The organism is Cnuibacter sp. UC19_7 (assembly GCF_042699995.1).
Classification (GTDB): domain Bacteria; phylum Actinomycetota; class Actinomycetes; order Actinomycetales; family Microbacteriaceae; genus Cnuibacter.
In genome coordinates, this window is the sequence record NZ_CP170560.1 from 2,121,383 (window position 1) to 2,142,241 (window position 20,859).

Consider the following 20,859-nt stretch of genomic DNA (forward strand, 5'->3'; position numbering starts at 1 on the left):
GACCTTCCTGAATCTGTGTCTGAGGGGGCTGCGACGATCTCGCGCCCTCGAGTAATTTGCGGAGGCTCGGCCGGTCAGGTGACGGACATGGCTCAGACCCTCCGGAACGGGATGCCGAGAAGGTCGGCGGCGGCGCGGTAGTCGGCGGCGCGGTGACCCGTCGAGAGCGACCAGTGGTGGCCGATGCCCGTCGCCGACCACTCGTCGACCCATTCGCCCGGGTCGCGGTGGAAGTCGACCCGGCTCGTGGTGTTCCCGATCGCCAGCAGTGGCCCGGGCACCACATCGCCCTCGGAGGCGATGAACGACAGGGTGCCATCGCGATCCTGCCCGAGACCGAGGAGGGTGACGGGGCCGTGCTGCACGTCGAACTCGACCGAGACGCCCCAGCCGCGCTTGCCGTGGTAGACGCCGAGTCCCCGCAGCAGAGGATCCCGGGCCGAGACAGCGAGGTGCGCAGGGCCGTCGTGGCCCATCTCGACCACGCCGTCCTCGAAGTTCAGCGCCTGGATCTCGCAGAAGGATCCGCCGGCGCCCACGACCTGGGTCGCGAGCTGGGCGACCGTGGTGCGGAGCTCGTACTCCCCCGTCGCCGGTATTCCACGACCGGTGAGCAGGGACGCCCCGAGGATCATGCCGGCGCCGAGACGCTCGTGGAGCTCGCCGTTCAATCCGCGGTGGTAGTAGGCGAGGGAGTCGAGGCCGAAGTCCTCCACGAGCCGGTCGAGCCCCACGGAGACGCGGGCTCCCCAAGCGAAGTCCTCGTCGACGACGCTCTCGTCGAGGGTGAAGACGCGACGGGCGAGCTCCATCCGGTCCTTCGTCTCGGCCTCCGACACGGCGTCGACGCGGACGCGGAGGTCGTCGAACTCGAGCACCTCGACGTGCGATCCGAAGGTCGTCGGCAGCAGGGTGAGGTCGGTCGAGACGTCGAGCATCCCGGGGTAGAGGTGGCCCATCAGCCCGTGGCGGGCATGGCGCAGGGCCGCGCGGATGTGGGCGGCGTTGATCCACTGCTCGATCCGACGCCAGGCCGACTCCTGACGCAGCCAGCCTGAGACGCTGCGGAACGGGATGCCGGCTCGTCGGAAGACGTTCCCGACCTCCGGGACGGGGCACTGACCGCAGTAGGCGAGCCAGGCACCGGTGTCGAAGCTCGCGTGGTCCATCCGCTCGGTCGGCTGCAGGTCGATGACGAGCACCGGGGTGTTCGTCCGCTGCGCGATCGGGAGGACCATCGACGACGTGAGGTAGGTGGTGAGGAACAGGACGATCAGGTCGCAGTCCGCCTGGCGCAGGCGATCCGCTGCCGCCGTCCCCTCTTGCGCGTCGGAGATGAACCCGACGTCGGTGACGACGGCGTCCATCGCCTGGAAGCGCTCGGAGACGTACCTCGACGACTCCCGCAACTGCGGCAGCAGGTCGGGGAACTGGGGCCAATAGGTCCCGAGACCGCCCGCGACCAGTCCGATCCGGGTCTTGCGCCGCTGGTGGGGTGGGAGGAGGTCCCGCAGCGCGGCCGTGTGCGCGTTCACAGTGATGGTTCTCCTGTCATGCTCCCGCAGGCGGGAGGGGCGGTGTGAGGGGGAGGAGGGACGGGCGCTGCCACCCGTCCCTCCCGCGCGACGAGTGGACTAGAAGTCGTAGTCGTCGATGTTGTCGGCGTTGAACTTCGTCGGCGGGCCGACGATGATGATGCCGTTCTCGCCCACGGTCTTCTCACCGAGGTCGCCGGCCTGGAAGGTGTCGCCCTCGGCGCCGGTGATGGTGCCGTCCTGGAGCGCCTTGCCCGCGTACGCGGCGACGTATCCGAGCTGTGCCGGATCCCAGAGCGCGAACTCGGTGACGGTCCCGTCCTTGATGAAGGAGCGCATCTCGTTCGGCAGGCCCAGGCCGGTCAGCGCGACCTTGCCCTTGTAGTCCGAGGTGGAGAGGTACTTCGCGGCCGCGGCGATGCCCACGGTCGTGGGCGAGATGATGCCCTTGAGGTTCGGGTAGGACTGCAGCAGGCCCTGGGCCTCCTTGAACGACTTGTCGGCGTCGTCGTCACCGTAGACCTTGGTCACGATGTTGATGCCCGAGTAGGCCGGGTCGTTCGCGATCAGGTCCTCCATGTCCGCGATCCACTCGTTCTGGTTCGTGGCGGTCGCGGTGGCCGACAGGATGGCGACGTCACCGGATCCGCCGATCTGCTCCTTGATCATGTCGAGCTGCACCTGCGCCACGTCTTTGGCGACGACCTGGCTGACGAAGACGTCGCGGTAGTCGGGGTTCGTGTCGGAGTCGAACGCGACGATCTTCGCGCCGCCCTCTCGGGCCTGCTTGAGCGAGGGACCGACAGCGTCGGGGTCGTTGGCCGCGATGACGATGACGTTCGCGCCCTCCTGCGTGGCCTGCTCGATGAACGGGACCTGCGCGCTGGCGCTGGCCTCGAGCGGGCCGAGGGTCTCTGCGTTGTAGCCGATCTCCTTCGCCGCGGTGTCGCCGCCGCCCAGCACCACGTCGGTGTACGGATTGTTGAGCTGCTTGGGCAGGAACGCGATCGTGCCTGCATCGCCGCCCGAGCCGCCGTCGGTGCTCGACGCGTCGCCTCCGCCCGAGGCGCAGCCCGTGGCCGCCAGGGCGATCGCCGTGGCGACAGCCGCTACCGAGGCGAGCCGGCGGGCTCGCCGCTTCGGGCTGTGGGGTGTGTGAAACAACTCCATTGTTCTTCCTCTCTGGGTCACGCCTGGTGCTCAGACGCCTTGCTCGCCGGCGGTCGACAACCGCTGGACTTCTCGGTGGACGCGCGCGAGTCGCACGCGCTCCCGCACCCTGGCGGCGATGCTCGGTGCGAGCACCGAGATGACCAGCAGGGCGCCGGTGACGATGGTGAGGGTGGTCTCCGGGACCTTGCCCAGTCGGAGGGCGTAGGTCACGACGCCGATCAGCAGCACGCCCGCCACCACTCCGGGGATCGAGCCCTTGCCGCCGAAGATCGAGACGCCGCCGAGAAGGACGGCCGCGATGACGCTCAGCTCGATGCCGGTGGCGTTGTCGGGACCGGCACTCGCGAAGCGGAGCGTCCAGTAGACGCCGACCAGGGCGGAGACGACCCCGGTCGCGACGAAGAGCCAGAACTTGGCGCGGCCCACGCGGATGCCGACGAAGGTCGCGGCCTCGGGGCTGTAGCCCAATGCGTAGAGCCCGCGTCCGAACGGGGTGAAGTGGAGCAGCACCCCGAACAGGATGACGATCGCCAGCACGCCGATCATGACGATCGGGATCCCGGTCGCACCGATCTTGGCCGTGGCCAGCGTGGTCAGCTCCTCGGGGAAGTCCGACACCTTGTTGTCGCCGATCACGACGAGCGCGAGGCCCCGGAAGAGCGCCAGGGTGCCGATGGTGACAGCGAGCGAGGGCAGGCCCAGCACCGTGATGAGGAACCCGTTGAAGGCGCCGCAGAGCACCCCGACGACGAGGCTGAGGAGCATCACCAGCCAGATGTCGAGTCCGCTGTCGCGCCAGAGCACGCCCATGACCGCGCTGGTCAGACCCGCGGTGCTGGCCACCGAGAGGTCGATCTCGCCCGAGATGATGACGAGCGCCATCGGCATCGCGATGAGCAGGATGGGGACGATCTGGATGAGGAGGAACCCGAGGGTCGTCGTGCTGGCGAAGTTGCGGACGGTGAGGCACGCCACCAGGGCGACGACGATCAGCGCGCCGATGATGATGGCGTCGTTGCCCCGCAGCCAGCGCGGCAGCGCGCGCTTCCGCTGGATGTCGGTGAGGACTTCAGACATCTCGGGCCTCGCTCACTCTCAGCTTGCGGATGTTCCGCAGCGTGACGACGCGGTCGACGATGATCGCCGCGAGGATTAGCACGCCGACGATGGCCTGCTGCCAGAACTTGTCGACGCGGGTGGCCGTCAGGGAGCTCGTGATCGTCGAGAGCAGCACCGCGCCGATGCCCGCGCCGACGACCGTGCCCGACCCGCCGAAGATCGCCACGCCGCCGACGACGACGGCCGCGACCACGTTGAGCTCCAGTCCGTCTCCGGTCAGCGCACCGACGGAGTTGTAGCGGCTCGCGTACAGGACGCCGGCGAGTCCGGCGAGCGCGCCGGAGGCGAGGAACGCCGTGAGGATGCGCCGGGTCACGGGGATGCCGAAGAGCTGGGCGGCCGCGGGATCCGACCCGATGGCGTACAGGTCGCGCCCGCCGCGCGTCCGTCCGAGGACGACCGCGGCGACGACCACGACGACGATCGCCATGATCGTGATGTACGGGATGCCCAGGAGCGCGTCGACGGAGAGCGCCCCGAAGGCCGACGGCATGTCGCCGGAGAAGTACTGCGTGCTCCCGGCCCAGCTGGCCAGGATCCCGCGGTAGATGTACAGGGTGCCGAGCGTCACCACGAGGGCGGGCACCCGGGCCACCGAGACCAGGAGTCCGTTGATGCCGCCGAGCAGGGCGCCGAAGACGAGTCCGATGAGGAACACGATGGGGATCGGCAGGCCCGGCGCGACGTTGAAGATCGATCCCGTCCCGAACGCGACCAGGCCGACGATCGAGCCGACCGACAGGTCGACGTTGCGGGTGATCACGACGATGGCCTGGCCGACGGCGAGGATGATCATGATCGTCGCGTTGAGCATCAGGTCCTTGACGCTCTGCGGCGAGAGGAACAGCGGGTTCACCGCGAAGGTGACGAGCACCAGGAGGACGAGCGCGCCGGCGACGGGGATCTCGCGCTGGCGGAGGAACGCCAGGACGGGACTGCGCCGGTGCGGCGCCGCGGACGGTGTCGTCGCGGTGGTCACCGGGGGCGGGGTGGGTGCGTGGGTGGTCACGCGGCTGCTCCTTCCGTGGAGGCGGTCGCGGCATGCATGACCCGTTCGGCGGTGGCCTCGGACCTCGGCAGCTCGGCGGTGATGCGGCCCTCGTGCATGACGAGGACGCGGTCGGCCATCCCGAGCACCTCCGGCAGCTCGGACGAGATCATGAGGACGGCGATGCCACGACCGGCGAGGTCGGACAGAAGCCTGTGCACCTCCGACTTGGTGCCGACGTCGATGCCGCGGGTGGGCTCGTCGACGATGATCAGCTTCGGCTCGGTCGCGAGCCACTTCGCGAGGACGACCTTCTGCTGGTTGCCGCCCGACAGGGTTGAGACGGCGAAGTCGGGCGATCCCGTCTTCACCTGGAGGCGCGACGACCAGTCCGCCGCCGCCTTGCGCTCCGCGCGTCCGCTGATGAGGCCGAAGCGGGCCAACGTCTTGCGCAGGGTCAAGGTCGCGTTCTTCGCGACCGAGAGGTCCATGACGAGGCCCTGCTTGCGCCGGTCCTCGGGCACGAACGCGATGCCCGCGTCGATCGACGCTTGGGGGCTGCGTGGCGGGAGCGCCTTCCCGAGGAAGGTCACCGTGCCACGGTCGTACGGGTCGATCCCGAAAGCGGCACGCGCGACCTCGGTGCGGCCGGCCCCGACGAGCCCGGCCAGCGCGACGATCTCCCCCGACCGGACGGTGAGGTCGATGTCGGAGAACACCCCGGCGCGGGAGAGTCCCCTCACGTCGAGCACCACGTCGCCGATCTCGGCCTCGGTCTTCGGGAACAGCTGATCGATGCTGCGACCCACCATCTCGCGGACGATCGCGTCGACCGTCACATCCGCGGTGCGGTGCGTCGTGATGTAGCGCCCGTCGCGCATCACCGTGATCCGGTCGCACAGCTCGAAGACCTCCTCGAAGCGGTGCGAGATGAAGAGGATGCCGGCGCCCTGATCACGCAGCGAGCGGGCGACGCCGAAGAGCCGATCGACCTCGACCCCGCTGAGCGCCGCAGTGGGCTCATCCATGACGAGGACCTTCGCGTCGAGCGAGATCGCCTTCGCGATCTCGATGATCTGCTGGTCGGCGATGGAGAGGCCCTCGGCGACGCGATCGGGATCGATGGGCACGCCGAGGCGCTCGAACAGCGCCCGGGCGTCTGCCCGCATCCGCGACCGGTCGATGAGGCCGGCACGACCGCGAGGCTGCCGGCCGATGAAGATGTTCTCCGCGACGGTGAGGTCGGGGAAGAGGGTGGGCTCCTGGTAGATCACGGAAATGCCGGCGGCCTTGCTGTCGGCCGGCGACCGGAACACGACGGGTGCGCCGTCGACCAGGAACTCGCCGCCGTCGGGCTGGTGGACACCGGCGAGGATCTTGACGAGCGTGGACTTGCCCGCGCCGTTCTCGCCCACGAGGGCGTGGATCTCGCCGCTCGTGATCTCGATCGTGCCGTCGGCGAGGGCGATCACCGGACCGAAGGTCTTGCTCGCTCCTCGCAGGGCGAGCAGCGGTCGTTCCGCGTGTTCGGGTGAGGTCATCTTCGGCTTCCCGTTCGGCCCCTCCATCGGGGCTGGCGTCGGTCTCGTCACGAGTCCGCCCCGGGTCTGCTCGGGTCCGACTCGTCTTCGAGATGCGGTGAAACGTTTTACAAGTTGTGGTTTTGCCACCGTAGAACGCCAGCCGCTTCCTCGTCAAGTCGCGTTCTGATAACGTCCTGAAACGTTCAACCATGCGAACGAGATCGGAAGCGGGGGGCTGAGGCTGATGGCTGCTGCGAACGTCCGCGATGTCGCCGCGCTGGCCGGCGTCTCCGTGGGCACGGTCTCGAACGTGCTGAACGCCTCGAAACCCGTCGCTCCCGCTACCGCGGCCCGGGTCCAGGCCGCGATCGACAAGCTCGGCTTCGTCCGCAATGAATCGGCTCGCCAGCTGCGCGTGGGCCACAGCCGGACGGTGGGCTTCACTCTCCTCGACATCGGCAACCCGTTCTTCACCGACATCGCCTCCGCCGCCGAGGAGACGCTGGGCCGCCACGGCCGATCGCTCGTGGTCGGCAACAGCGGCGACTCGATCGAGCGCGAGCGCACCCACCTCGACCTCTTCGAGGAGCAGAGGGTGGCGGGCCTGCTCATCACCCCCGTCGGCCGCGTGTACCCGCGTCTCGAACGCCTCCGCGACCGCGGTTCACCCGTGGTGCTGGTCGATCGGCACGAGCCGGATCGTGCGTTCAGCTCCGTGTCGGTCGACGACCGCCACGGCGGCTTCCTGGCCGCCGCCCACCTTCTCGATCAGGGACGGCGATCACTCGCCTTCATCGGCGGCCCCTCCGAGCTCCTCCAGGTGACTCAGCGATCCGCCGGAGCCCACGATGCCGTCGATGCTCGCGCCGGCGCCGAGATCCGGATGATCGAGACCGAGGCGATGACCGCGGAGGAGGGCAGGCTCGCCGCCGAGCGCCTCCTGGCACGGCCACCGCGCGCGAGGCCCGACGCCGTCTTCGCAGCCAACGACCTCATCGCCCTCGGGGTCCTCCAGGCTCTCATCCGCGCCGGAGTGCGCGTTCCCGACGACATCGCGCTGATCGGGTACGACGACATCTACTTCGCGTCCGCGGCGGCCATCCCGCTGTCGTCCATCCGCCAGCCGGCCGCCGACATCGGCCGCACCGCAGCGGAGGTGCTGCTGCACGAGATCGAGAACCCCGACGAGGGCGAGTACCGGCACGTGGTGTTCCAGCCGGAGCTTGTCATCCGCGAGTCGACCGCGTGAGTCGAGGGTCTCGCTGAGGCGCGCGGCGGTGGCGGCGGTCAGGCGAGGTGGAAGTACTCCTCGAGTCGGCGGCTGCTGCTGTCCGGGTTCTCCGAGCCGACGAAGTAGTCGGCCATCGTCGCCTGCCACCGCGCATTCACATCACGGCGGGCCATCTCCGCCTGTGCGCGCTCATAGTCCTCCGTCTCGAGCACCCCGACGACGAGGCCGTCCGTCCGGTCGATGAAGAGCGAGTAGTCGCGCCAGCCCGTCTCGCGCAGGGCGTCGAGCATCTCGGGCCACACCACCTCGTGGGCCTTCAGGTAGTCGGCGATGCGCTCGGGCTTGAGCTGCATGCGGAAGCAGACCCGCTCGACCCCGTCTCGCTGCACTTCTGGCATGTGATCCTCCTCGACCCGGCCGAAGGCCGACATCCCGTCAGCGTATCGGGCTCCCCGCGACGAGCCGGACGGCGCTCGCGCTCAGATCTTCTCGCTGACCAGCAGACCCTTCTGCTGCAGCTCCGACGCCACCTGGCCGACCGCATCCTTGTATGCGTCGTGGAGCCGCGCCTGCACGAGACCGTTGTCGTCGCCACCGCCGGGCTGGAAGATCGGGCGGTGGAGGTCGACCTGCACGGTGCCGCCGAGGTCGGTGAACTTCACGTCGAGCACCTCGCGCAGGGAGTCCTTGCTCGTGAGGAATCCCTGGAACATCGTCTTCGCGATGCTGCCGTGCGCCGCCTTCCAGTGGTCACCCGTGTCGGTGACGGTGAAGTCCGCCGCCTCGAGGGCTGCGCGCGTGGCGTCCTGCGCGGAGGCGAGGTCGCCGGAGACGACGAGCTGGAAGTTGAAGATGGCCATGGCGCGCCTTTCGGTCGGGGTGCGCCCAGCCTAGGGGTCGCGCACGATGACGGGGAGGGAGCCCGCAGGCCCCCTCCCCGCCGTGTCGCGCGGCCGGGTCAGTCGTCCTTGTCGGCGGTCACGAACGTCGGATCCTGCACGTCGGTCACCGCGGGCTCCGTCGAGATGACGCCCTGACCGAACAGCAGGTCGATCGTCTTCTGCCACGTCGTGTCGTCCATCGATCCGAGGCCGTTCGCCTCGGTGTCCGCGCTGGTGAAGGTGTTGTCGATGTCGGCCTGGAGCTGCTGCTCGTAGAGTGCCTCGTTCCCGGCGAGCTGCGCGTTCGAGTCGGCGAGGGTCTTCGCGGCCTCCGCCGGGTTGTCGATCGTGTACTGCAGACCCTTCAGGTACGCGTTCGTGAAGCGCTGCACGAGGTCGGGGTTCTCCTGGATCATCTTGTCGGTCGTGAAGATGCCCGTGCCGTAGGTGTCGTAGCCGAAGTCGGAGCCCATCAGGATGCTCAGATCGCCGGCCGACTTCTGCAGGATCGGCACCTCCGCATCCGTGTAGCAGGGCACCGTGTCGACCTGGTCGGTGACGAGGTAGCTCTCGTAGGGCGGGTTCACCGTCAGCTCGGTCAGCGCGCTGGGGTCGATGTCGTTCGCGGCGAGCAGGGCCTTGTAGAAGACGTACGTCGAGCCCGACGACTGCACCCCGACCTTGAGCCCTTCGAGGTCCTTCGGAGAGTTGAGGGTGTGCTTGTCGGCCTTCGCGCACATCGCGAGCGGCGAGCTCTGGTTCGTCGCGAGGATCGCCTTGACCGGGACCTCCTGCGAGCGCGCCACCACGAGGGTCGGCAGGTCGGAGACGCCGAAGTCGCCCTGACCCTGGCCGACCAGGCGCAGGGTGTCGCCCGAGCTGGTGCCGGTGAGGATGTCGTCGACGACGATGCCCTCCGCGGCGAAGAAGCCCTGCTGCTGAGCGACGAAGAGCGGCGCGTGGAGACCGCGCGGCTGGTAGTCGAGCTGGATGGTGATGTGGTCGGCGTCCGGCGGGGCGCTGGGCCCGGCGTCGGATCCGCTGCCGCCTGCGCACGCCGTGAGTGCGGCGAGGGCGGCGAGCGAGGTCGCGGCGAGGATGAACCGGGGTGCTCTGGACATGCGATCTCCTGGGGATGGGGGTACGGGTGGGTGCGGGGGTGCGGGTGGGGGGGGTCAGGCGTCGGCGAGGGCGAGGTGCGGAAAGCGTCGCCGGAAGAGGAACTCGACGAGTCCGACGAGGTAGTAGAGGACGAGGCCGAGGAGCGACACGATGACGAGCGCCGCGAACATCTGCGCGGTGTCGAGCTGCGTCGACGCGAACTGGATCTGATGCCCGAGCCCGGCTTGCGACCCGGCGAACTCGGCCACGACCGCGCCGATCACGGCGAGGGTGATGGCGATCCGGAGCCCCGCGAAGAGGTACGGCAGCGCGGTCGGCACCTGGATGCGGGCGAGGATCTCGGTGCGACTCGATCCGACCGAGCGCATGAGCAGCAGGAGGTCCTCGTCGGCGCGCTTCATGCCGAGCACCATGTTGATGGTGATCGGGAAGAACGCGATCACCACGATGAGCACCAGCTTCGGGGTCATCGTGTAGCCGAACCAGAGGATGAAGATGGGCGCCAGCGCCACCTTCGGCACCACCTGGAACAGCACCACCAGCGGGTAGACCGCCCGTTCCAGGAACCGGAAGCGCACCACGAGAAGTGCGATCGCCATGCCGACCACGATGCTGATGGCGAAGCCGATCACGACCTCCTGCGTGGTGATCCACGTCGCCTCGAGCAGCACCTGCCATCCGGTCACCATCTCGGCGAGGATGTCGGTGGGCTTGGCGATGACGTAGCTCGAGATGCCGAACACGTCGACGGCCAGCTGCCAGAGCACGACGGCGAGCGCCGCGAGCAGGAGCGGCGGCCAGGCGGCGCTCCACCAGCGCGCGAACGAGCGGGGCTTGCGGATGGTCGCCTGCCCGGTGGTCTGGGCCTCAGCCAGTGCGGTCATGTCACACCGTCGCTTCCTGCGGCACCACGAGCTGCTCGCGGAGGCGCGTCGAGTACTGCACGAACGTGGGGGTGTCGACGATGTCGGCCACGCGCGGGCGGGGGAGGTCGATCGCGACGCGATCGACGATCCGACCGGGTCGCACACCCATCACGGTGACGGTGTCGGAGAGGAACACCGCCTCGGGGATGGAGTGGGTGACGAAGACGATCGTCTTGCCGGTCGCCGCCCAGATGCGGGCGAGGGTCTCGTTCATCGAGTCGCGGGTGATGGCGTCGAGGGCGCCGAACGGCTCGTCCATGAGCAGGATCGACGGGTCCATGGCGAGCGCCCTCGCGATCGAGACGCGCTGGGCCATGCCGCCGGAGAGCTGGTGCGGGTAGCGGTCGGCGGCGTGGGTGAGCCCCACCAGCTCGAGCGCCTCGTCGGCGGCGCCGTCGCTCGCCTTGCCCTTCTTCGCCAGCACGCGCAGCATCGCCACGTTCTCGCGCGCGGTCTTCCACGGCACGAGCGCGGGGCGCTGCAGGACGAGACCGATGTCCTTGCGAGCCACCGCCTGCTTCGCCGTGAGGTCGCCGATGCGCACCTCGCCGCTCGTGGGCTCGAGGATGCCCCCGAGGATCTTCAGCAGCGTGCTCTTGCCGCAGCCGGACGGTCCGAGCAGGGTCACGAAGCTCCCGGGAGGGACGTCGACGTCCAGCCTCTCGAGAACGGTGTTGTCCCCGAACCTCATCCCGATGTCTCGTGCGGAGATCCCTGAAGCGGTCATCGTCATCCCTCGAACTGGTGACACGACATCTCGTCGCGCTTGGTGAACGAGTGTGGCGGGTCGCGTTCAAATTCTCAAGGCTTGAGATTGGTTTCTCACATTTGTAACAATGAGTTAATACGCCGGTGACGCCGCCCGCACGCTCCGGGTACCGTGAGGCGATGATCGAGTTGCCCGCGCGTCCCGCGCTGCTGCCCCCGTCGGTCGCCGTTCGGACGTCGTATCTGGTGGGCGAGCAGGCCGACATGATCCACCGGGAGGAGTCGACCGACTGGCTGCGCGAGGCCAGCCTCGACTTCGAGTCGTTCGTCGCGCAGCGCGTCGGCGTCCGGGAGCGGTGGGGCGTGCCCTCAGAGCTCCTCTGGTACGCGGCCGACGAGTTCTACCTCGGGTCGCTCGTCATCCGGCACGAGCTGACCGACGACGAGGGCGGCGGTCACATCGGTTACCACGTCGTCTACCCCTGGCGGCGGCAGGGCCACGCCACGCGGATGCTCCGCGACGCCCTCCTCCTCTGCCACGACCTCGGGATCGAGCGGGCCCTGCTCACCGTCGCGCCCGACAACACGGCCTCCCTCGCGGTCGTCGCCCACAACGGCGGCGTGCCCGACGGGCTCAACCACGAGGGCGAGCTCCGCTTCTGGATCGACACCGCGCCCGCCTGACCCGCGCCCTTCCGAGGAGCGGGCGTCGGCGCGTTCGCGGTGTCAGCGCCGAACCGGCGTCAGCACGCCCGCGGCATCAGCGCCGGCTGTTGCGCCCGGTGCGGCGGAGGAGGTTCACGCCGAGCAGCGCGAACCACACCCCGACGACGAGACCCAGGATGCCCAGAATCCCGAACGGGACGGGGAAGCCCCGCTCGGGCATCGCCCAGAACGGTTCCGCGAGGACCAACCAGAGGCCCAGCCCCATCCCGACGACCGCCATCAGGAAGAGCCCACCAGCCGACTCCCGGAGGGCCCCCGGACGCACGGGGGCGATCACGTCCAGAAGATCCCTGCTGCCTCCGCCCGTCCCCATGCTCTGCACCGTACGCCGGTGCGGCCCGATCAGAGCAGTGTGCCGACGATCGCGAGGACGCCCGCCGCGATCATCACCACGCCGAAGACGAGCACCATCCGCTCGGACATGTGCCACCGGGGGTCGCCCGGCGAACGTCGGGAGATCACGCGTCTCCTGACGATGAACGACACCCCGACGCCGACGACCAGCAGTCCGGACAGCACACCGAACCACGTCACGAACTCCCCCATGGGCGAGAACCTACCCCGGCCGATCGCCGATGTTGCCATGATGGGGCCTGTGGGCTTCTCGTTGCACTTCCTCACCCTCGGAGACGATGATGTCGTCGATGCCGACCGAGTCGGTCTGGCAGCGTTTCTCGCGGCACAAGACCTGCACGTGAGAGGGGAAGCCGGCGACAGTGCGATCTTCGATTCGTCTGGTCGGCCGCTCGCCTTCGACGGGTTCCAGAGCGATCTGCACCTCGACCCCCTCGATCAGCCGGACCCGGTCACCGGTGGCATCGATCACGCCACCCTGACCGCATGCGAGTGCGCGTTCATCTACGGCCTCTGCTCCGCCGGGAGGATGATGATCGTCAACCCGCAGGGGGACCCGACGTACCTCGTCGTCGGACGCACGCACAGCGAGGGCGACGTTCCCGACCCGGACGACTCCGTCTGGGTCGACTCGCCGGAAGCACTCGCCCGCTCGCTCGGGGCGGGCTTCGGAGAGTTCCGCGACTTCCTGCGGAGGGTGCAGGGCCACACACCACCGGATTGAGTCGCGAGCCCCGGAGCTTCCGCGGCTGGGAGAATCGGGGGATGGACGTCCCGACTCCCGTCGACCTCGACTCGTGGCCGCGGCGCGGGCACTTCGAGCACTACCTCCACGCGGTCCCCTGCTCGTACTCGATCACCGTCGAGATCGATGTGACCGAGTTCGTCGCCGCCGTCCGCTCCGCCGGGCGCCGCACGTACATCACGCAGATCTGGGCCCTCGCCTCGGTCATCGAACACCGCGCGGAGTTCCGGCTCACCGTCGATGAGGACGGGACGCCCTCCGTCTGGCCCGTGCTGCATCCCTCGTTCACGGTGTTCAACCCCGACCTCGAGACGTTCTCGAGCCTGTGGGTGCCGTTCGAGCGCGACTACGGCTCGTTCCACGAGGCCGCATCGCGCACGATCGCCGCGCACGCCGGGTCGGCCGACCTCTTCCCCCAGGGCCCGCCTCCCCCGAACACCTTCGACGTCTCGAGCCTCCCCTGGACCAGCTTCACCGGTTTCAACCTGAACATCGCCGACGCCTGGCGCCACCTCGCCCCGATCTTCACCCTGGGTCGCTACGTCGAGCGCGACGGACGGACGCTCCTCCCGCTGGCCGTGCAGATCCATCACGCCGCAGCAGACGGATTCCACACCGCCCGGCTCATCGACGACCTGCGTCATCTCGTCGCCGATCCGTCCTGGATCACGCGCGCGGACGCGGATCCGGATCCGGATGCGCCGGGCAGCGATCTGCGGTTCTGACGCCGAGCTGGTGAAGCGAGTCGACAGACGGATGCACGAGCCTCCGGAGATCAGGGCCGCCACCGTCGACGATGCGTGCGGCATCGTTATCGCGGGGTGGGCATCCTTCGGGCCGGGCCGCGATGAGGGCGAGTCCGAGCGCGGCGAGCTCCCGGGTCTCTACACGCACCCGGAGACGTTCTCCACGGGAGTCGGGCACGACCTGATCGCGGAGGTCGAGCGCCGGCTCCGGGCGGCGGGCTTCGCGTCCGCCTACCTCTGGGTGCTCGAGGGCAACGACCGAGCCGCCGGGTTCTACGAGCGACACGGATGGATCGGCGACGGCACCACCAAGCACATCGAGCGCCCTGGGATGACGCTCTTCGAGCGCCGCCACGCGACGCTTCTCGCCTGACGGCCCGGGTGCCAGTCCGTGGGTGTAACGTGGCGGGATCTGAAGGGGGAGCTCCCCACGCACCCGGCTGGGAAGTCGACACCGACCAGTCAGGAGCCCGCCATGGGCGCCGTCTCCCCATCCGATCGACACCGCAGCAAGGCCCTCCTCGAGCAGTGGGTGCAGGAGTTCCGCGAGCAAGGGCACACCATCGCGGGACGACTGAACGTCGCGCTGCAGGACGGGTCTGAGGGCGCGGACACGGGGCTGGTGATCGTCCACCTGAAGAACGAGTACGCCGACATCTACATGCAGCCGCGCGGATCAGACGATCCCCTCTGGGAGGCCACGCTCGTCGCGACCAGCAAGGATGCGTCGCTCACGCCTCACCAGCTGGCCGGCTTGGCTGCAGAACTGGTCGTGGCGGGGAACCTCTGCACCTTCCTGCAGTTCAAGTCGCTCGACTTCGACCGCATGAGCGGCAGACGCGACCGAGCGGGCCGCGACTGACCGAGCTCGCGCTCGACGAGCACGAGGGTGCCGCGTCGGCCCGTCTCGCGGAGGATCCGGCGGGCTCACTCCCAGCGGAAGCGCACCACGGCGAGCCAGAAACAGATACCCGCGGTCGCGGCCATCGCGACGACGGCCAGCGGGTCGGCGGTGGTGAGCCCGCGCGAGAGCCACGACAGCGGGACGAGGTCGAGCACGAACCGCACCGTGGTCGGCAGCAGCGCGGCGAGCGGCGAGCCGCCCGAGAACAGGGCGAGCGCGGCGGGGATCGTCCCGGCCAACACGCTCATCGACACGGCGTTGCGGCTCCGGCTCGCCAGCAGGAGCGCCAGCGCGACGAGCATCGCCGATCCCACGATCGCCGTCACGACGAAGCCGAGACCGGCGACGACGTCGTGGGGCGAGACGACCCACAGCACCACGCCGATCTCCACCAGCATCAGGGCGAGTCGAGGCGGCACCTGGCAGGCCAGGAAGCCGGCCCGGGTCAGGGGCGTGGTCGCGAGCACTCGGAGCACCCCATCCTGGCGCTGCCGCGCGAGGGAGACGGAGGTTCCCGTGAACGCGATCGTGCAGAGCCCGACCGTGAGCACCAGGGGCGCGGTGACGGAGACGGTGCTCACGCCCGTGAGCAGATCGGCGACGAGCACTCCCCCGCCGAGCAGGCCGAAGGTGAGCAGCATGATGAGGACGGATCGGCTGTCGCGCCCCAGCTCACGGGCGCTGGCGAGCACGACCTGTCGCATCGCGAGCGAGGTCACGGCCCTGGCTCCCGGACTCGGTCGCCGACGGTCGTCGTGAAGAAGCGCTCCAGCGTGCCGGGCGAGACGTGGAAGCTCCGCGCCTGCAGCTCGGGGGTGAAGGTGACCCGGCGGATGATCTCGTCCGGATCGGCGGTGCGCGCCGTGACGAGGTGGCCGTCGACTCTGCTCCTGAACTCGACGTCGGCGCCGAGGAGGCCGCGAACCTGCTCGGGCGTGACGGAGGGCGCGACGGTGAAGCTCACCGTGGTGTGCTGCCGACCGAGTCTGACGAGCTCGTCAGGAGTACCCGACGCGGCGATCGTCCCACTCACCAGGATGACGACCCGGTCGCAGAGCTCGGTGGCCTCGGTCATGTCGTGGGTGGAGAGAAGGATGGCGACGTCATCGGCGGCGAGGTCACGGATGACGCGCCAGAGCGTCTGGCGCGCCAGTGGATCGAGGCCGGCGGATGGCTCGTCCAGCACGACGGCCCGCGGGCGTCCGATCAGCGCGACCCCGATGAGCAGGCGCCGCTCCTGCCCTCCGGAGAGGTTCTTGACCCGGATGCGCCGGCTGCCGGCGAGGTCGAGACGCTCGAGCACGTCGGCGACGGGAAGCGGTTCGTCGTGGAGCGCGGCGAACAGCGTCAGAGTCTCCTCCACCGTGAGGGTGGGGAACAGAGCCGCCGACTGCGGCTGCACCGCCAGCAGTCGCGTGACCCGGGCGCGGTCGCGGAACGGGTCGACGCCGAAGACGCGGGCCGTCCCGCCGATCGGCCGTCGCAGTCCCGCGATCGTCTCGAGCAGGGTGGTCTTCCCCGCGCCGTTCGGACCGAGAAGACCGACGATCTCGCCTCGACCGACGGTGAGGTCGACTCCGTCGAGCGCGGTCCGCCCGTCGTACGCCTTCGACAGGCTCTGGACTGCGATCGGGGTCTCGACGGCGATCGGGGTCTCGTGCACGCTCATGGTCGTCCTCCGTTCGGGGGCAGGTCGTCGACGTCGGGGAAGAAGATGTCCTCGATCGGTTCGCCGAAGTAGGCGGAGATCCGGAAGGCCAACGGCAGGGAGGGGTCGTAGCGCCCCGCCTCGAGGGCGTTGATCGTCTGTCGCGAGACGCCGAGGGCCGCGCCCAGCGCGACCTGGGTGAGGGCATTCTTCTCGCGGAGCTCGCGGAGGACGTTCCTCATCGGGTCGTCGCCCACATGCTCGATCCGAACCAGACCGCCGCGCCCACCCCGAACACGATCCACTCCGTGCCGCCCACCACGACGTCGACGGTGGAGAGCAGGGCGATCACCACGGCCGTCAGCATCATCGCCCCGAAGGCGAACGCCATCCCGATGAGCACCAGCCTGCGCTGGTAGTCGTCGATACGACGGATGTGACGGATCACCGCCACCACGATCCAGAGCAGCGGGACGACGGGGAGCAGCGCGACCGGGATCGACCACCACGTCGCCTCCTCACGACCGAGCAGGGCGGGCAGCCCGAGGAAGAGCACCAGGTATCCGAGGAGCCCGGGGAGGAGCTCCAGCACGTACCTCCGGGCGTTGCTCGCGCCTGCCTGGGCGTCTCGATCACGCATGGGTCAGCACCTTCCTGTGCGTGGTGGCGGCCGGCCGCGATCGCGCCTCTCCCTGATCCCAGGAGAAGGCCCTCGCGGCGACGACGAGGACGACGGCCGTCGTGCCCGCCATCAGGGCCCAGTAGACCGGCAGGGGCAGAGATGTCTCCTGCCCCGTGATGCCGTGGCCGAGGGACTCGATGATCCACGCGTTCGGCAGCGCATGGATGCCGGCCGCGAGCCAGTCGGGCAGCCCGGTCAGCGGGAAGATGCCCTCCGACGGCACGATGAGGACGATCGGCAGCATCGCGGCGATGCCCTGCGTGCTCTCGACCCGCGACCCGCGCGATCCGAGGAGCAGTCCGAACGACGTCGTCACCAGCAGAACCAGGGCCGCGGTGACGATCAGCTCTCCGATCCGCGGACCCGTGGGCGCGACCCCCGCGGCCGTGCCCGCGACCACCGCGATCACCACCTCGACGGCCCCGAGGACGAACACGAACGGCATCGATGCGATCAACACCGTGACGCGCGGCAGAGGAGTCGTGCCGAGCAGCCGGAGCAGGCCCCGCTGACGCATCCCGACGAGGGGCACCGAGACACCGAGCAGGCCGGCGCCCATCAGCCCGAGGCCGAGGGCCGCCCCGAGGTGGTCCGTGAAGAAGTGCACCACGGCCGGATCGGCGTCGGCCGGATCGGCGCCGGGTGCCTCGGTGCCGGATGCGGTCAGCATCGCCCCGATGCCGGCGATGACGACGAGGTAGATCACGAAGAGACTCACGATCGAGAGGCCGATCATGGGGTCGCGCACGCTCTCACGGAAGGCCATGGCGCTCATCACGCGCAGCCGGCGACGGTGAGCCCGGTCGACCGGATTCGTCACGAGGCACCTCCTGTAAAGCGTCCTTTACTGGAAAGCGTACTTCACATGCGCCGTGCTCGCGAACGAGGCGGGGTAAGGTCGCCCACATGGCCGTTCCGACTCTGAAGCAGGTGGTGCTCGACACCGAGGACGCGCGATCGCTGGCGGAGTTCTACCGGCAGCTGCTCGTCCTCGCCTACCGTCCCGGCGACGAGCCGCGGGAGGGCGAGACGAGGGCCGAGACCGACTGGCTCGCACTGCAGTTCCCCGGCGGAGGGCCGGAGCTCACGTTCCAGCAGATCGGCTCCCTCCCCGCCCCGACCTGGCCGGAAGGGCCGCGCCCCCAGATGGCGCACCTCGACTTCACGGTGCCGACCGCCGACGAGCTGATCGCCCAGCGCGACCGCGCTCTCGCGCTCGGCGCGAGCATCCTGCGCGACCGCTTCGACGACCCGGAGGAGCCCCTCTACGTGTTCGCCGACCCCGCCGGCCACCCCTTCTGCATCTTCGTGGGCTGAGACGATGGGTGGGTGAGCCTCCACGTCGTGTCCGATGCCGATGTCGACGATCTGCGCTCGTTCCTGCACGAGTCCGACCTGACGCTCGCGGGGCTCGACGACGACGCGGTGCGCCTCTGGCTGGAGCGCGACGTCGAGGGGACGGTCGTGGGCAGCACGGGCTTCGAGTTGAGCGCCGACGGTCGACACGCGCTCATCCGGAGCGTGGCGGTGACGCCCGGCCGCAGGGCGGCGGGTGCGGGATCGCGGCTGGCGCGGTTCGCCCTGTCATCGGCGGCGCTGGCGGGTGCCGAGCGCGCCTGGCTGTTCTCGCGGAGGTCGGGTCCGTTCTGGGAGAAGCTCGGGTTCACCGCGGCCGACCGCCACGCCCTCGCGGCCGCCCTCCCGGACACCCGTCAGGTCCGCCTCTTCACGGAGACGGGCCAGCTCGCCCGCGAGATCGCCTGGGCCCGCCCCCTCCTCGACCTTCGGCCCGCGAGGGCTGACGGGGCTGTCATGCGGGTTGCGCCCGCTCTGCGAGGCTGACCGTCCGCTGTGGCGGGTCATCGGCGGGCTCGTGTCGTGGTGGTGGCGGGTCGCGTCTTCCTAGGCTCGGCACCATGAACGAATCACGGATCCCGGCACTGCGACGCGAACGCGGATGGACGCAGGAGCGCTTGGCCGAGGAGAGCAGGGTCGCCGTCAGGACGATCCAACGACTGGAGTCGGGGAAGGACGCCAGCCTCGAGTCGCTGGCGCTCATCGCCGGTGCGCTCGGGGTGTCGGCCGGTGAGCTGTTCGACAGGGTCGAGGCGCCCACGTTCGAGCAGGCCGTCAGCGGCCTGCAGGAGCGCCAGGAGCAGCAGGCCCGACGCGACGCGGTCACCGCCGCCTGGCGACGCGTCTTCAACGCGGGCGGGATCGTCGTCGGCCTCGCGGTGATCGCCCTGATCAGCCTGCAGATCCTGCCCGGCGTCGGCATCTTCATCATCGCGGCCTATTGGGTGGGAGGGAAGGCGCTGTTCGAGGCGCTGCACCGCCTCGTGCTCGATCCGCGCCTCGACCGCCGCTTCCCGCTCAGCAGCCCGTCCGCGACGAAGCGCTGGTGGCACCGGCACGAGGACGCCGTCGCCACCGAGACGCTCGACCCGCGAGCTCGCTAGCGTTCCGGATCGAGGGCGCGAAGGGCGGCGGGGAGCTCGTCGAGGAGGCGCATCGCGACGCTCGGCTCGAGGCCTCCCCGCAGCACACGCGGCGCGGCGAGCAGGCCGTCGACGAGCCCGTCGGGCACGCGGACGCGGACCTCCTCGGGCAGCCGCTCGACCGCATCCGCGACCCGCGCGAGCGTCGCCTCGACGCGGAGCGCCACCGCACCGTCCGGACGGGCGAGCTGCTCGAGCGTGACGTCGTCGAGCCGGTGCACCAGCTGCCGGAGCGCGGCCAGCTGCCCGGCGGCGCCCGACGGACGGGCGCGCTCGACGCGGGGCAGCGGCGCGAAGCCCGCTACCGGCACCGCGGGGCCGTCGATCTCCGCGGGCTCGAGCACCAGATCGACTCGGCACGCGAGCAGAGCGGATGCGCGGGGCACGAAGGCGAGCATCGTCACCACGTCGACACCCGCCGCCGCGTCATAGCGGGCGAGCAGGTCGAGGTCGCTGCCGCGCACGTCGTCGCCGCGGGCGGTCGATCCGATGACACGGAGCTCGACGAGCCCGTGCGAGGCCGCGAGCGCCACGATGTCGTCGGCGAGCACCGCGAGCGCCACCGACGGCCTCAGCGCGACGGCGTCGAAGAGCCGCTCGAGCAGCTCGGGGCTGGCCCGGCGGGTGCCCACCTCGATGGCGGCGACCGCGGGCTGGCTCGTGCCGGCCCGCTTGGCGAGCTGCTGCTGGCTCACGCGGCCGTCCTCGCGGGCCAGCGCGAGCATCCGCCGTTCAGCGTCGGAGTTGGCGGCGGTCATTCGGTGAGGATGTCGGGCGGGCCGGGGGTGCACCCGGGCGGTTCGGAGTTGCCGCTGATGGTGAAGTCGCCGCAGGTGAGGAAGCGCGACTGGTTCGCCCCGAGGTAGAACGACGCGACGGCGATGAGGATCACGGCGCCGAGCACGATGAGGCGGCGACCCCAGGCGATGTCCTCGCCGAACTCCGGCCAGACCACCCGGGCGAGCACCCAGATCGTGATGGGCAGGCCGAGGATGGCGGCGAAGATCGCGACGAGGCTCACGATGATCGTGACGGCGTCGCCGTCTTCGGAGTCGACGAGCACGAGGTTGAGCACGATCCACAGCGACGGCACCAGCAGCGCCAGCGCCTTCAGCACGCGCGGCCGGCCCCGGGGCTGGATGAGCACCACGACGAGCGCCCCCACCGAGGCGGCCCAGACCGTGAGCATCTGGTCGAAGAACAGCGTGCCCCACGCCCCCAGCGTGAACGCGGGCCACCAGAGCGCGATGCTCATGCCCACGATCACCACGCCCGTGGCCCGGGTCGAGGCGCGATCGGCGTCGGCCGCGGGGGCCTCAGGCGGAGCGGGCTCGGTCACGCCGCCACGTT

General features: G+C 69.8%; 29 protein-coding genes. 9 read left to right on the plus strand and 20 right to left on the minus strand.

What is annotated here, in order from left to right; all coding sequences use genetic code 11:
* Window positions 1-92 precede the first annotated feature (92 nt).
* The 5 genes from ACFJGV_RS10005 to ACFJGV_RS10025 all read right to left on the minus strand — a co-directional run bounded on the left by ACFJGV_RS10005 (window position 93) and on the right by ACFJGV_RS10025 (window position 6,356).
* Window positions 93-1,535, minus strand: a complete 1,443-nt coding sequence (locus ACFJGV_RS10005; protein ID WP_378143752.1) for an arabinose isomerase — start codon at window positions 1,533-1,535, stop codon at window positions 93-95.
* Window positions 1,536-1,634: 99 nt separating this feature from the next.
* Window positions 1,635-2,705 (minus strand): rhamnose ABC transporter substrate-binding protein, encoded by a 1,071-nt coding sequence (gene rhaS, locus ACFJGV_RS10010; RefSeq protein ID WP_378143753.1) that lies wholly within the window; start codon window positions 2,703-2,705, stop codon window positions 1,635-1,637.
* Between the two features lie 30 nt (window positions 2,706-2,735).
* On the minus strand, window positions 2,736-3,785 hold the full coding sequence (locus tag ACFJGV_RS10015; RefSeq protein WP_378143754.1) for an ABC transporter permease: 1,050 nt from the start codon (window positions 3,783-3,785) through the stop codon (window positions 2,736-2,738).
* On the minus strand, window positions 3,778-4,836 hold the full coding sequence (locus ACFJGV_RS10020) for an ABC transporter permease (protein WP_378143755.1): 1,059 nt from the start codon (window positions 4,834-4,836) through the stop codon (window positions 3,778-3,780). Before ACFJGV_RS10020 ends, ACFJGV_RS10015 begins: the two co-directional genes overlap by 8 nt.
* The gene (locus ACFJGV_RS10025; RefSeq protein ID WP_378143756.1) at window positions 4,833-6,356 is read right to left on the minus strand and encodes a sugar ABC transporter ATP-binding protein; all 1,524 of its coding nucleotides are present in this window, start codon (window positions 6,354-6,356) and stop codon (window positions 4,833-4,835) included. The genes ACFJGV_RS10020 and ACFJGV_RS10025 overlap by 4 nt, the downstream gene beginning before the upstream one ends.
* Before the next feature lie 226 nt (window positions 6,357-6,582).
* Between ACFJGV_RS10025 and ACFJGV_RS10030 the strand changes: the two genes are divergently transcribed.
* A complete protein-coding gene (locus ACFJGV_RS10030; protein WP_378143757.1) occupies window positions 6,583-7,587 on the plus strand; it encodes a LacI family DNA-binding transcriptional regulator in 1,005 nt (334 codons plus the stop codon).
* Between the two features lie 38 nt (window positions 7,588-7,625).
* Here ACFJGV_RS10030 and ACFJGV_RS10035 read toward each other — a convergent pair whose 3' ends face one another.
* The 5 genes from ACFJGV_RS10035 to ACFJGV_RS10055 form a co-directional block, all read right to left on the minus strand.
* Window positions 7,626-7,967 carry an L-rhamnose mutarotase gene (locus ACFJGV_RS10035; RefSeq protein WP_378143758.1) on the minus strand — a complete coding sequence of 114 codons (342 nt, stop codon included), beginning with the start codon at window positions 7,965-7,967 and terminating at the stop codon, window positions 7,626-7,628.
* 81 nt (window positions 7,968-8,048) lie between these two features.
* Window positions 8,049-8,429 carry a hypothetical protein gene (locus ACFJGV_RS10040; RefSeq protein ID WP_378143759.1) on the minus strand — a complete coding sequence of 127 codons (381 nt, stop codon included), beginning with the start codon at window positions 8,427-8,429 and terminating at the stop codon, window positions 8,049-8,051.
* Between the two features lie 98 nt (window positions 8,430-8,527).
* The gene (locus ACFJGV_RS10045) at window positions 8,528-9,571 is read right to left on the minus strand and encodes an ABC transporter substrate-binding protein (RefSeq protein WP_378143761.1); all 1,044 of its coding nucleotides are present in this window, start codon (window positions 9,569-9,571) and stop codon (window positions 8,528-8,530) included.
* A gap of 54 nt (window positions 9,572-9,625) precedes the next feature.
* On the minus strand, window positions 9,626-10,456 hold the full coding sequence (locus tag ACFJGV_RS10050) for an ABC transporter permease (RefSeq protein ID WP_378143762.1): 831 nt from the start codon (window positions 10,454-10,456) through the stop codon (window positions 9,626-9,628).
* A gap of 1 nt (window position 10,457) precedes the next feature.
* Window positions 10,458-11,189: an ABC transporter ATP-binding protein gene (locus tag ACFJGV_RS10055; RefSeq protein ID WP_378143763.1), complete on the minus strand. Its 732-nt coding sequence runs from the start codon at window positions 11,187-11,189 to the stop codon at window positions 10,458-10,460.
* Between the two features lie 197 nt (window positions 11,190-11,386).
* On the opposite strand from ACFJGV_RS10055, the gene ACFJGV_RS10060 reads away from it, so the two are divergent.
* The gene (locus ACFJGV_RS10060; RefSeq protein ID WP_378143764.1) at window positions 11,387-11,890 is read left to right on the plus strand and encodes a GNAT family N-acetyltransferase; all 504 of its coding nucleotides are present in this window, start codon (window positions 11,387-11,389) and stop codon (window positions 11,888-11,890) included.
* 76 nt (window positions 11,891-11,966) lie between these two features.
* Here ACFJGV_RS10060 and ACFJGV_RS10065 read toward each other — a convergent pair whose 3' ends face one another.
* From ACFJGV_RS10065 to ACFJGV_RS10075, 3 genes are read right to left on the minus strand one after another with little or no spacing between them, the layout of a single operon-like run.
* Window positions 11,967-12,245 carry a hypothetical protein gene (locus ACFJGV_RS10065; RefSeq protein WP_378143765.1) on the minus strand — a complete coding sequence of 93 codons (279 nt, stop codon included), beginning with the start codon at window positions 12,243-12,245 and terminating at the stop codon, window positions 11,967-11,969.
* Between the two features lie 29 nt (window positions 12,246-12,274).
* Complete coding sequence (locus tag ACFJGV_RS10070; protein WP_378143766.1) at window positions 12,275-12,478, minus strand: hypothetical protein; 204 nt, start codon at window positions 12,476-12,478, stop codon at window positions 12,275-12,277.
* Between the two features lie 10 nt (window positions 12,479-12,488).
* Complete coding sequence (locus ACFJGV_RS10075; RefSeq protein ID WP_378143767.1) at window positions 12,489-12,758, minus strand: hypothetical protein; 270 nt, start codon at window positions 12,756-12,758, stop codon at window positions 12,489-12,491.
* Between the two features lie 60 nt (window positions 12,759-12,818).
* Here ACFJGV_RS10075 and ACFJGV_RS10080 point away from each other — a divergent pair, with 60 nt between their 5' ends.
* The 4 genes from ACFJGV_RS10080 (at window position 12,819) to ACFJGV_RS10095 (ending at window position 14,639) form a co-directional block, all read left to right on the plus strand.
* Entirely contained in the window at window positions 12,819-13,010 is a 192-nt protein-coding gene (locus ACFJGV_RS10080; protein WP_378143768.1) for a hypothetical protein, read from the plus strand.
* A gap of 41 nt (window positions 13,011-13,051) precedes the next feature.
* The gene (locus ACFJGV_RS10085) at window positions 13,052-13,756 is read left to right on the plus strand and encodes a CatA-like O-acetyltransferase (protein WP_378143769.1); all 705 of its coding nucleotides are present in this window, start codon (window positions 13,052-13,054) and stop codon (window positions 13,754-13,756) included.
* Window positions 13,757-13,766: 10 nt separating this feature from the next.
* Complete coding sequence (locus tag ACFJGV_RS10090; RefSeq protein ID WP_378143770.1) at window positions 13,767-14,150, plus strand: GNAT family N-acetyltransferase; 384 nt, start codon at window positions 13,767-13,769, stop codon at window positions 14,148-14,150.
* 102 nt (window positions 14,151-14,252) lie between these two features.
* Window positions 14,253-14,639 carry a hypothetical protein gene (locus tag ACFJGV_RS10095; protein WP_378143771.1) on the plus strand — a complete coding sequence of 129 codons (387 nt, stop codon included), beginning with the start codon at window positions 14,253-14,255 and terminating at the stop codon, window positions 14,637-14,639.
* Between the two features lie 65 nt (window positions 14,640-14,704).
* Here ACFJGV_RS10095 and ACFJGV_RS10100 read toward each other — a convergent pair whose 3' ends face one another.
* From ACFJGV_RS10100 to ACFJGV_RS10120, 5 genes are read right to left on the minus strand one after another with little or no spacing between them, the layout of a single operon-like run.
* Complete coding sequence (locus ACFJGV_RS10100; protein WP_378143772.1) at window positions 14,705-15,400, minus strand: ABC transporter permease; 696 nt, start codon at window positions 15,398-15,400, stop codon at window positions 14,705-14,707.
* Entirely contained in the window at window positions 15,397-16,350 is a 954-nt protein-coding gene (locus ACFJGV_RS10105) for an ABC transporter ATP-binding protein (protein ID WP_378143773.1), read from the minus strand. Before ACFJGV_RS10105 ends, ACFJGV_RS10100 begins: the two co-directional genes overlap by 4 nt.
* Complete coding sequence (locus ACFJGV_RS10110; RefSeq protein WP_378143774.1) at window positions 16,347-16,571, minus strand: helix-turn-helix transcriptional regulator; 225 nt, start codon at window positions 16,569-16,571, stop codon at window positions 16,347-16,349. Before ACFJGV_RS10110 ends, ACFJGV_RS10105 begins: the two co-directional genes overlap by 4 nt.
* Window positions 16,568-16,969, minus strand: coding sequence for a hypothetical protein (locus ACFJGV_RS10115; protein ID WP_378143775.1), 402 nt, complete (start codon window positions 16,967-16,969; stop codon window positions 16,568-16,570). Before ACFJGV_RS10115 ends, ACFJGV_RS10110 begins: the two co-directional genes overlap by 4 nt.
* Entirely contained in the window at window positions 16,962-17,831 is an 870-nt protein-coding gene (locus tag ACFJGV_RS10120; protein WP_378143776.1) for an ABC transporter permease, read from the minus strand. The genes ACFJGV_RS10115 and ACFJGV_RS10120 overlap by 8 nt, the downstream gene beginning before the upstream one ends.
* Before the next feature lie 86 nt (window positions 17,832-17,917).
* On the opposite strand from ACFJGV_RS10120, the gene ACFJGV_RS10125 reads away from it, so the two are divergent.
* The 3 genes from ACFJGV_RS10125 (at window position 17,918) to ACFJGV_RS10135 (ending at window position 19,470) form a co-directional block, all read left to right on the plus strand.
* Window positions 17,918-18,328 (plus strand): VOC family protein, encoded by a 411-nt coding sequence (locus ACFJGV_RS10125; protein WP_378143777.1) that lies wholly within the window; start codon window positions 17,918-17,920, stop codon window positions 18,326-18,328.
* Between the two features lie 27 nt (window positions 18,329-18,355).
* The gene (locus ACFJGV_RS10130) at window positions 18,356-18,853 is read left to right on the plus strand and encodes a GNAT family N-acetyltransferase (protein ID WP_378143778.1); all 498 of its coding nucleotides are present in this window, start codon (window positions 18,356-18,358) and stop codon (window positions 18,851-18,853) included.
* 74 nt (window positions 18,854-18,927) lie between these two features.
* Window positions 18,928-19,470: a helix-turn-helix domain-containing protein gene (locus ACFJGV_RS10135; protein ID WP_378143779.1), complete on the plus strand. Its 543-nt coding sequence runs from the start codon at window positions 18,928-18,930 to the stop codon at window positions 19,468-19,470.
* On the opposite strand, the gene ACFJGV_RS10140 is transcribed toward ACFJGV_RS10135, so the two are convergent.
* Window positions 19,467-20,267, minus strand: coding sequence for a helix-turn-helix domain-containing protein (locus tag ACFJGV_RS10140; RefSeq protein WP_378143780.1), 801 nt, complete (start codon window positions 20,265-20,267; stop codon window positions 19,467-19,469). The two genes, ACFJGV_RS10135 and ACFJGV_RS10140, sit on opposite strands and share 4 nt — an antisense overlap.
* Window positions 20,264-20,848 (minus strand): hypothetical protein, encoded by a 585-nt coding sequence (locus ACFJGV_RS10145; RefSeq protein WP_378143781.1) that lies wholly within the window; start codon window positions 20,846-20,848, stop codon window positions 20,264-20,266. Before ACFJGV_RS10145 ends, ACFJGV_RS10140 begins: the two co-directional genes overlap by 4 nt.
* Window positions 20,849-20,859 lie beyond the last annotated feature (11 nt).

Coding starts and splice junctions, on each gene's coding strand:
- rhaS (WP_378143753.1), bottom strand. CDS start 2,705: ATGGAGTTGTTTCACACACCCCACAGCCCGAAGCGGCGAGCCCGCCGG.
- ACFJGV_RS10015 (WP_378143754.1), bottom strand. CDS start 3,785: ATGTCTGAAGTCCTCACCGACATCCAGCGGAAGCGCGCGCTGCCGCGC.
- ACFJGV_RS10025 (WP_378143756.1), bottom strand. CDS start 6,356: ATGACCTCACCCGAACACGCGGAACGACCGCTGCTCGCCCTGCGAGGA.
- ACFJGV_RS10030 (WP_378143757.1), top strand. CDS start 6,583: ATGGCTGCTGCGAACGTCCGCGATGTCGCCGCGCTGGCCGGCGTCTCC.
- ACFJGV_RS10035 (WP_378143758.1), bottom strand. CDS start 7,967: ATGCCAGAAGTGCAGCGAGACGGGGTCGAGCGGGTCTGCTTCCGCATG.
- ACFJGV_RS10040 (WP_378143759.1), bottom strand. CDS start 8,429: ATGGCCATCTTCAACTTCCAGCTCGTCGTCTCCGGCGACCTCGCCTCC.
- ACFJGV_RS10045 (WP_378143761.1), bottom strand. CDS start 9,571: ATGTCCAGAGCACCCCGGTTCATCCTCGCCGCGACCTCGCTCGCCGCC.
- ACFJGV_RS10050 (WP_378143762.1), bottom strand. CDS start 10,456: ATGACCGCACTGGCTGAGGCCCAGACCACCGGGCAGGCGACCATCCGC.
- ACFJGV_RS10055 (WP_378143763.1), bottom strand. CDS start 11,189: ATGAGGTTCGGGGACAACACCGTTCTCGAGAGGCTGGACGTCGACGTC.
- ACFJGV_RS10060 (WP_378143764.1), top strand. CDS start 11,387: ATGATCGAGTTGCCCGCGCGTCCCGCGCTGCTGCCCCCGTCGGTCGCC.
- ACFJGV_RS10065 (WP_378143765.1), bottom strand. CDS start 12,245: ATGGGGACGGGCGGAGGCAGCAGGGATCTTCTGGACGTGATCGCCCCC.
- ACFJGV_RS10070 (WP_378143766.1), bottom strand. CDS start 12,478: ATGGGGGAGTTCGTGACGTGGTTCGGTGTGCTGTCCGGACTGCTGGTC.
- ACFJGV_RS10080 (WP_378143768.1), top strand. CDS start 12,819: ATGATCGTCAACCCGCAGGGGGACCCGACGTACCTCGTCGTCGGACGC.
- ACFJGV_RS10085 (WP_378143769.1), top strand. CDS start 13,052: ATGGACGTCCCGACTCCCGTCGACCTCGACTCGTGGCCGCGGCGCGGG.
- ACFJGV_RS10095 (WP_378143771.1), top strand. CDS start 14,253: ATGGGCGCCGTCTCCCCATCCGATCGACACCGCAGCAAGGCCCTCCTC.
- ACFJGV_RS10105 (WP_378143773.1), bottom strand. CDS start 16,350: ATGAGCGTGCACGAGACCCCGATCGCCGTCGAGACCCCGATCGCAGTC.
- ACFJGV_RS10110 (WP_378143774.1), bottom strand. CDS start 16,571: ATGAGGAACGTCCTCCGCGAGCTCCGCGAGAAGAATGCCCTCACCCAG.
- ACFJGV_RS10115 (WP_378143775.1), bottom strand. CDS start 16,969: ATGCGTGATCGAGACGCCCAGGCAGGCGCGAGCAACGCCCGGAGGTAC.
- ACFJGV_RS10125 (WP_378143777.1), top strand. CDS start 17,918: ATGGCCGTTCCGACTCTGAAGCAGGTGGTGCTCGACACCGAGGACGCG.
- ACFJGV_RS10135 (WP_378143779.1), top strand. CDS start 18,928: ATGAACGAATCACGGATCCCGGCACTGCGACGCGAACGCGGATGGACG.
- ACFJGV_RS10140 (WP_378143780.1), bottom strand. CDS start 20,267: ATGACCGCCGCCAACTCCGACGCTGAACGGCGGATGCTCGCGCTGGCC.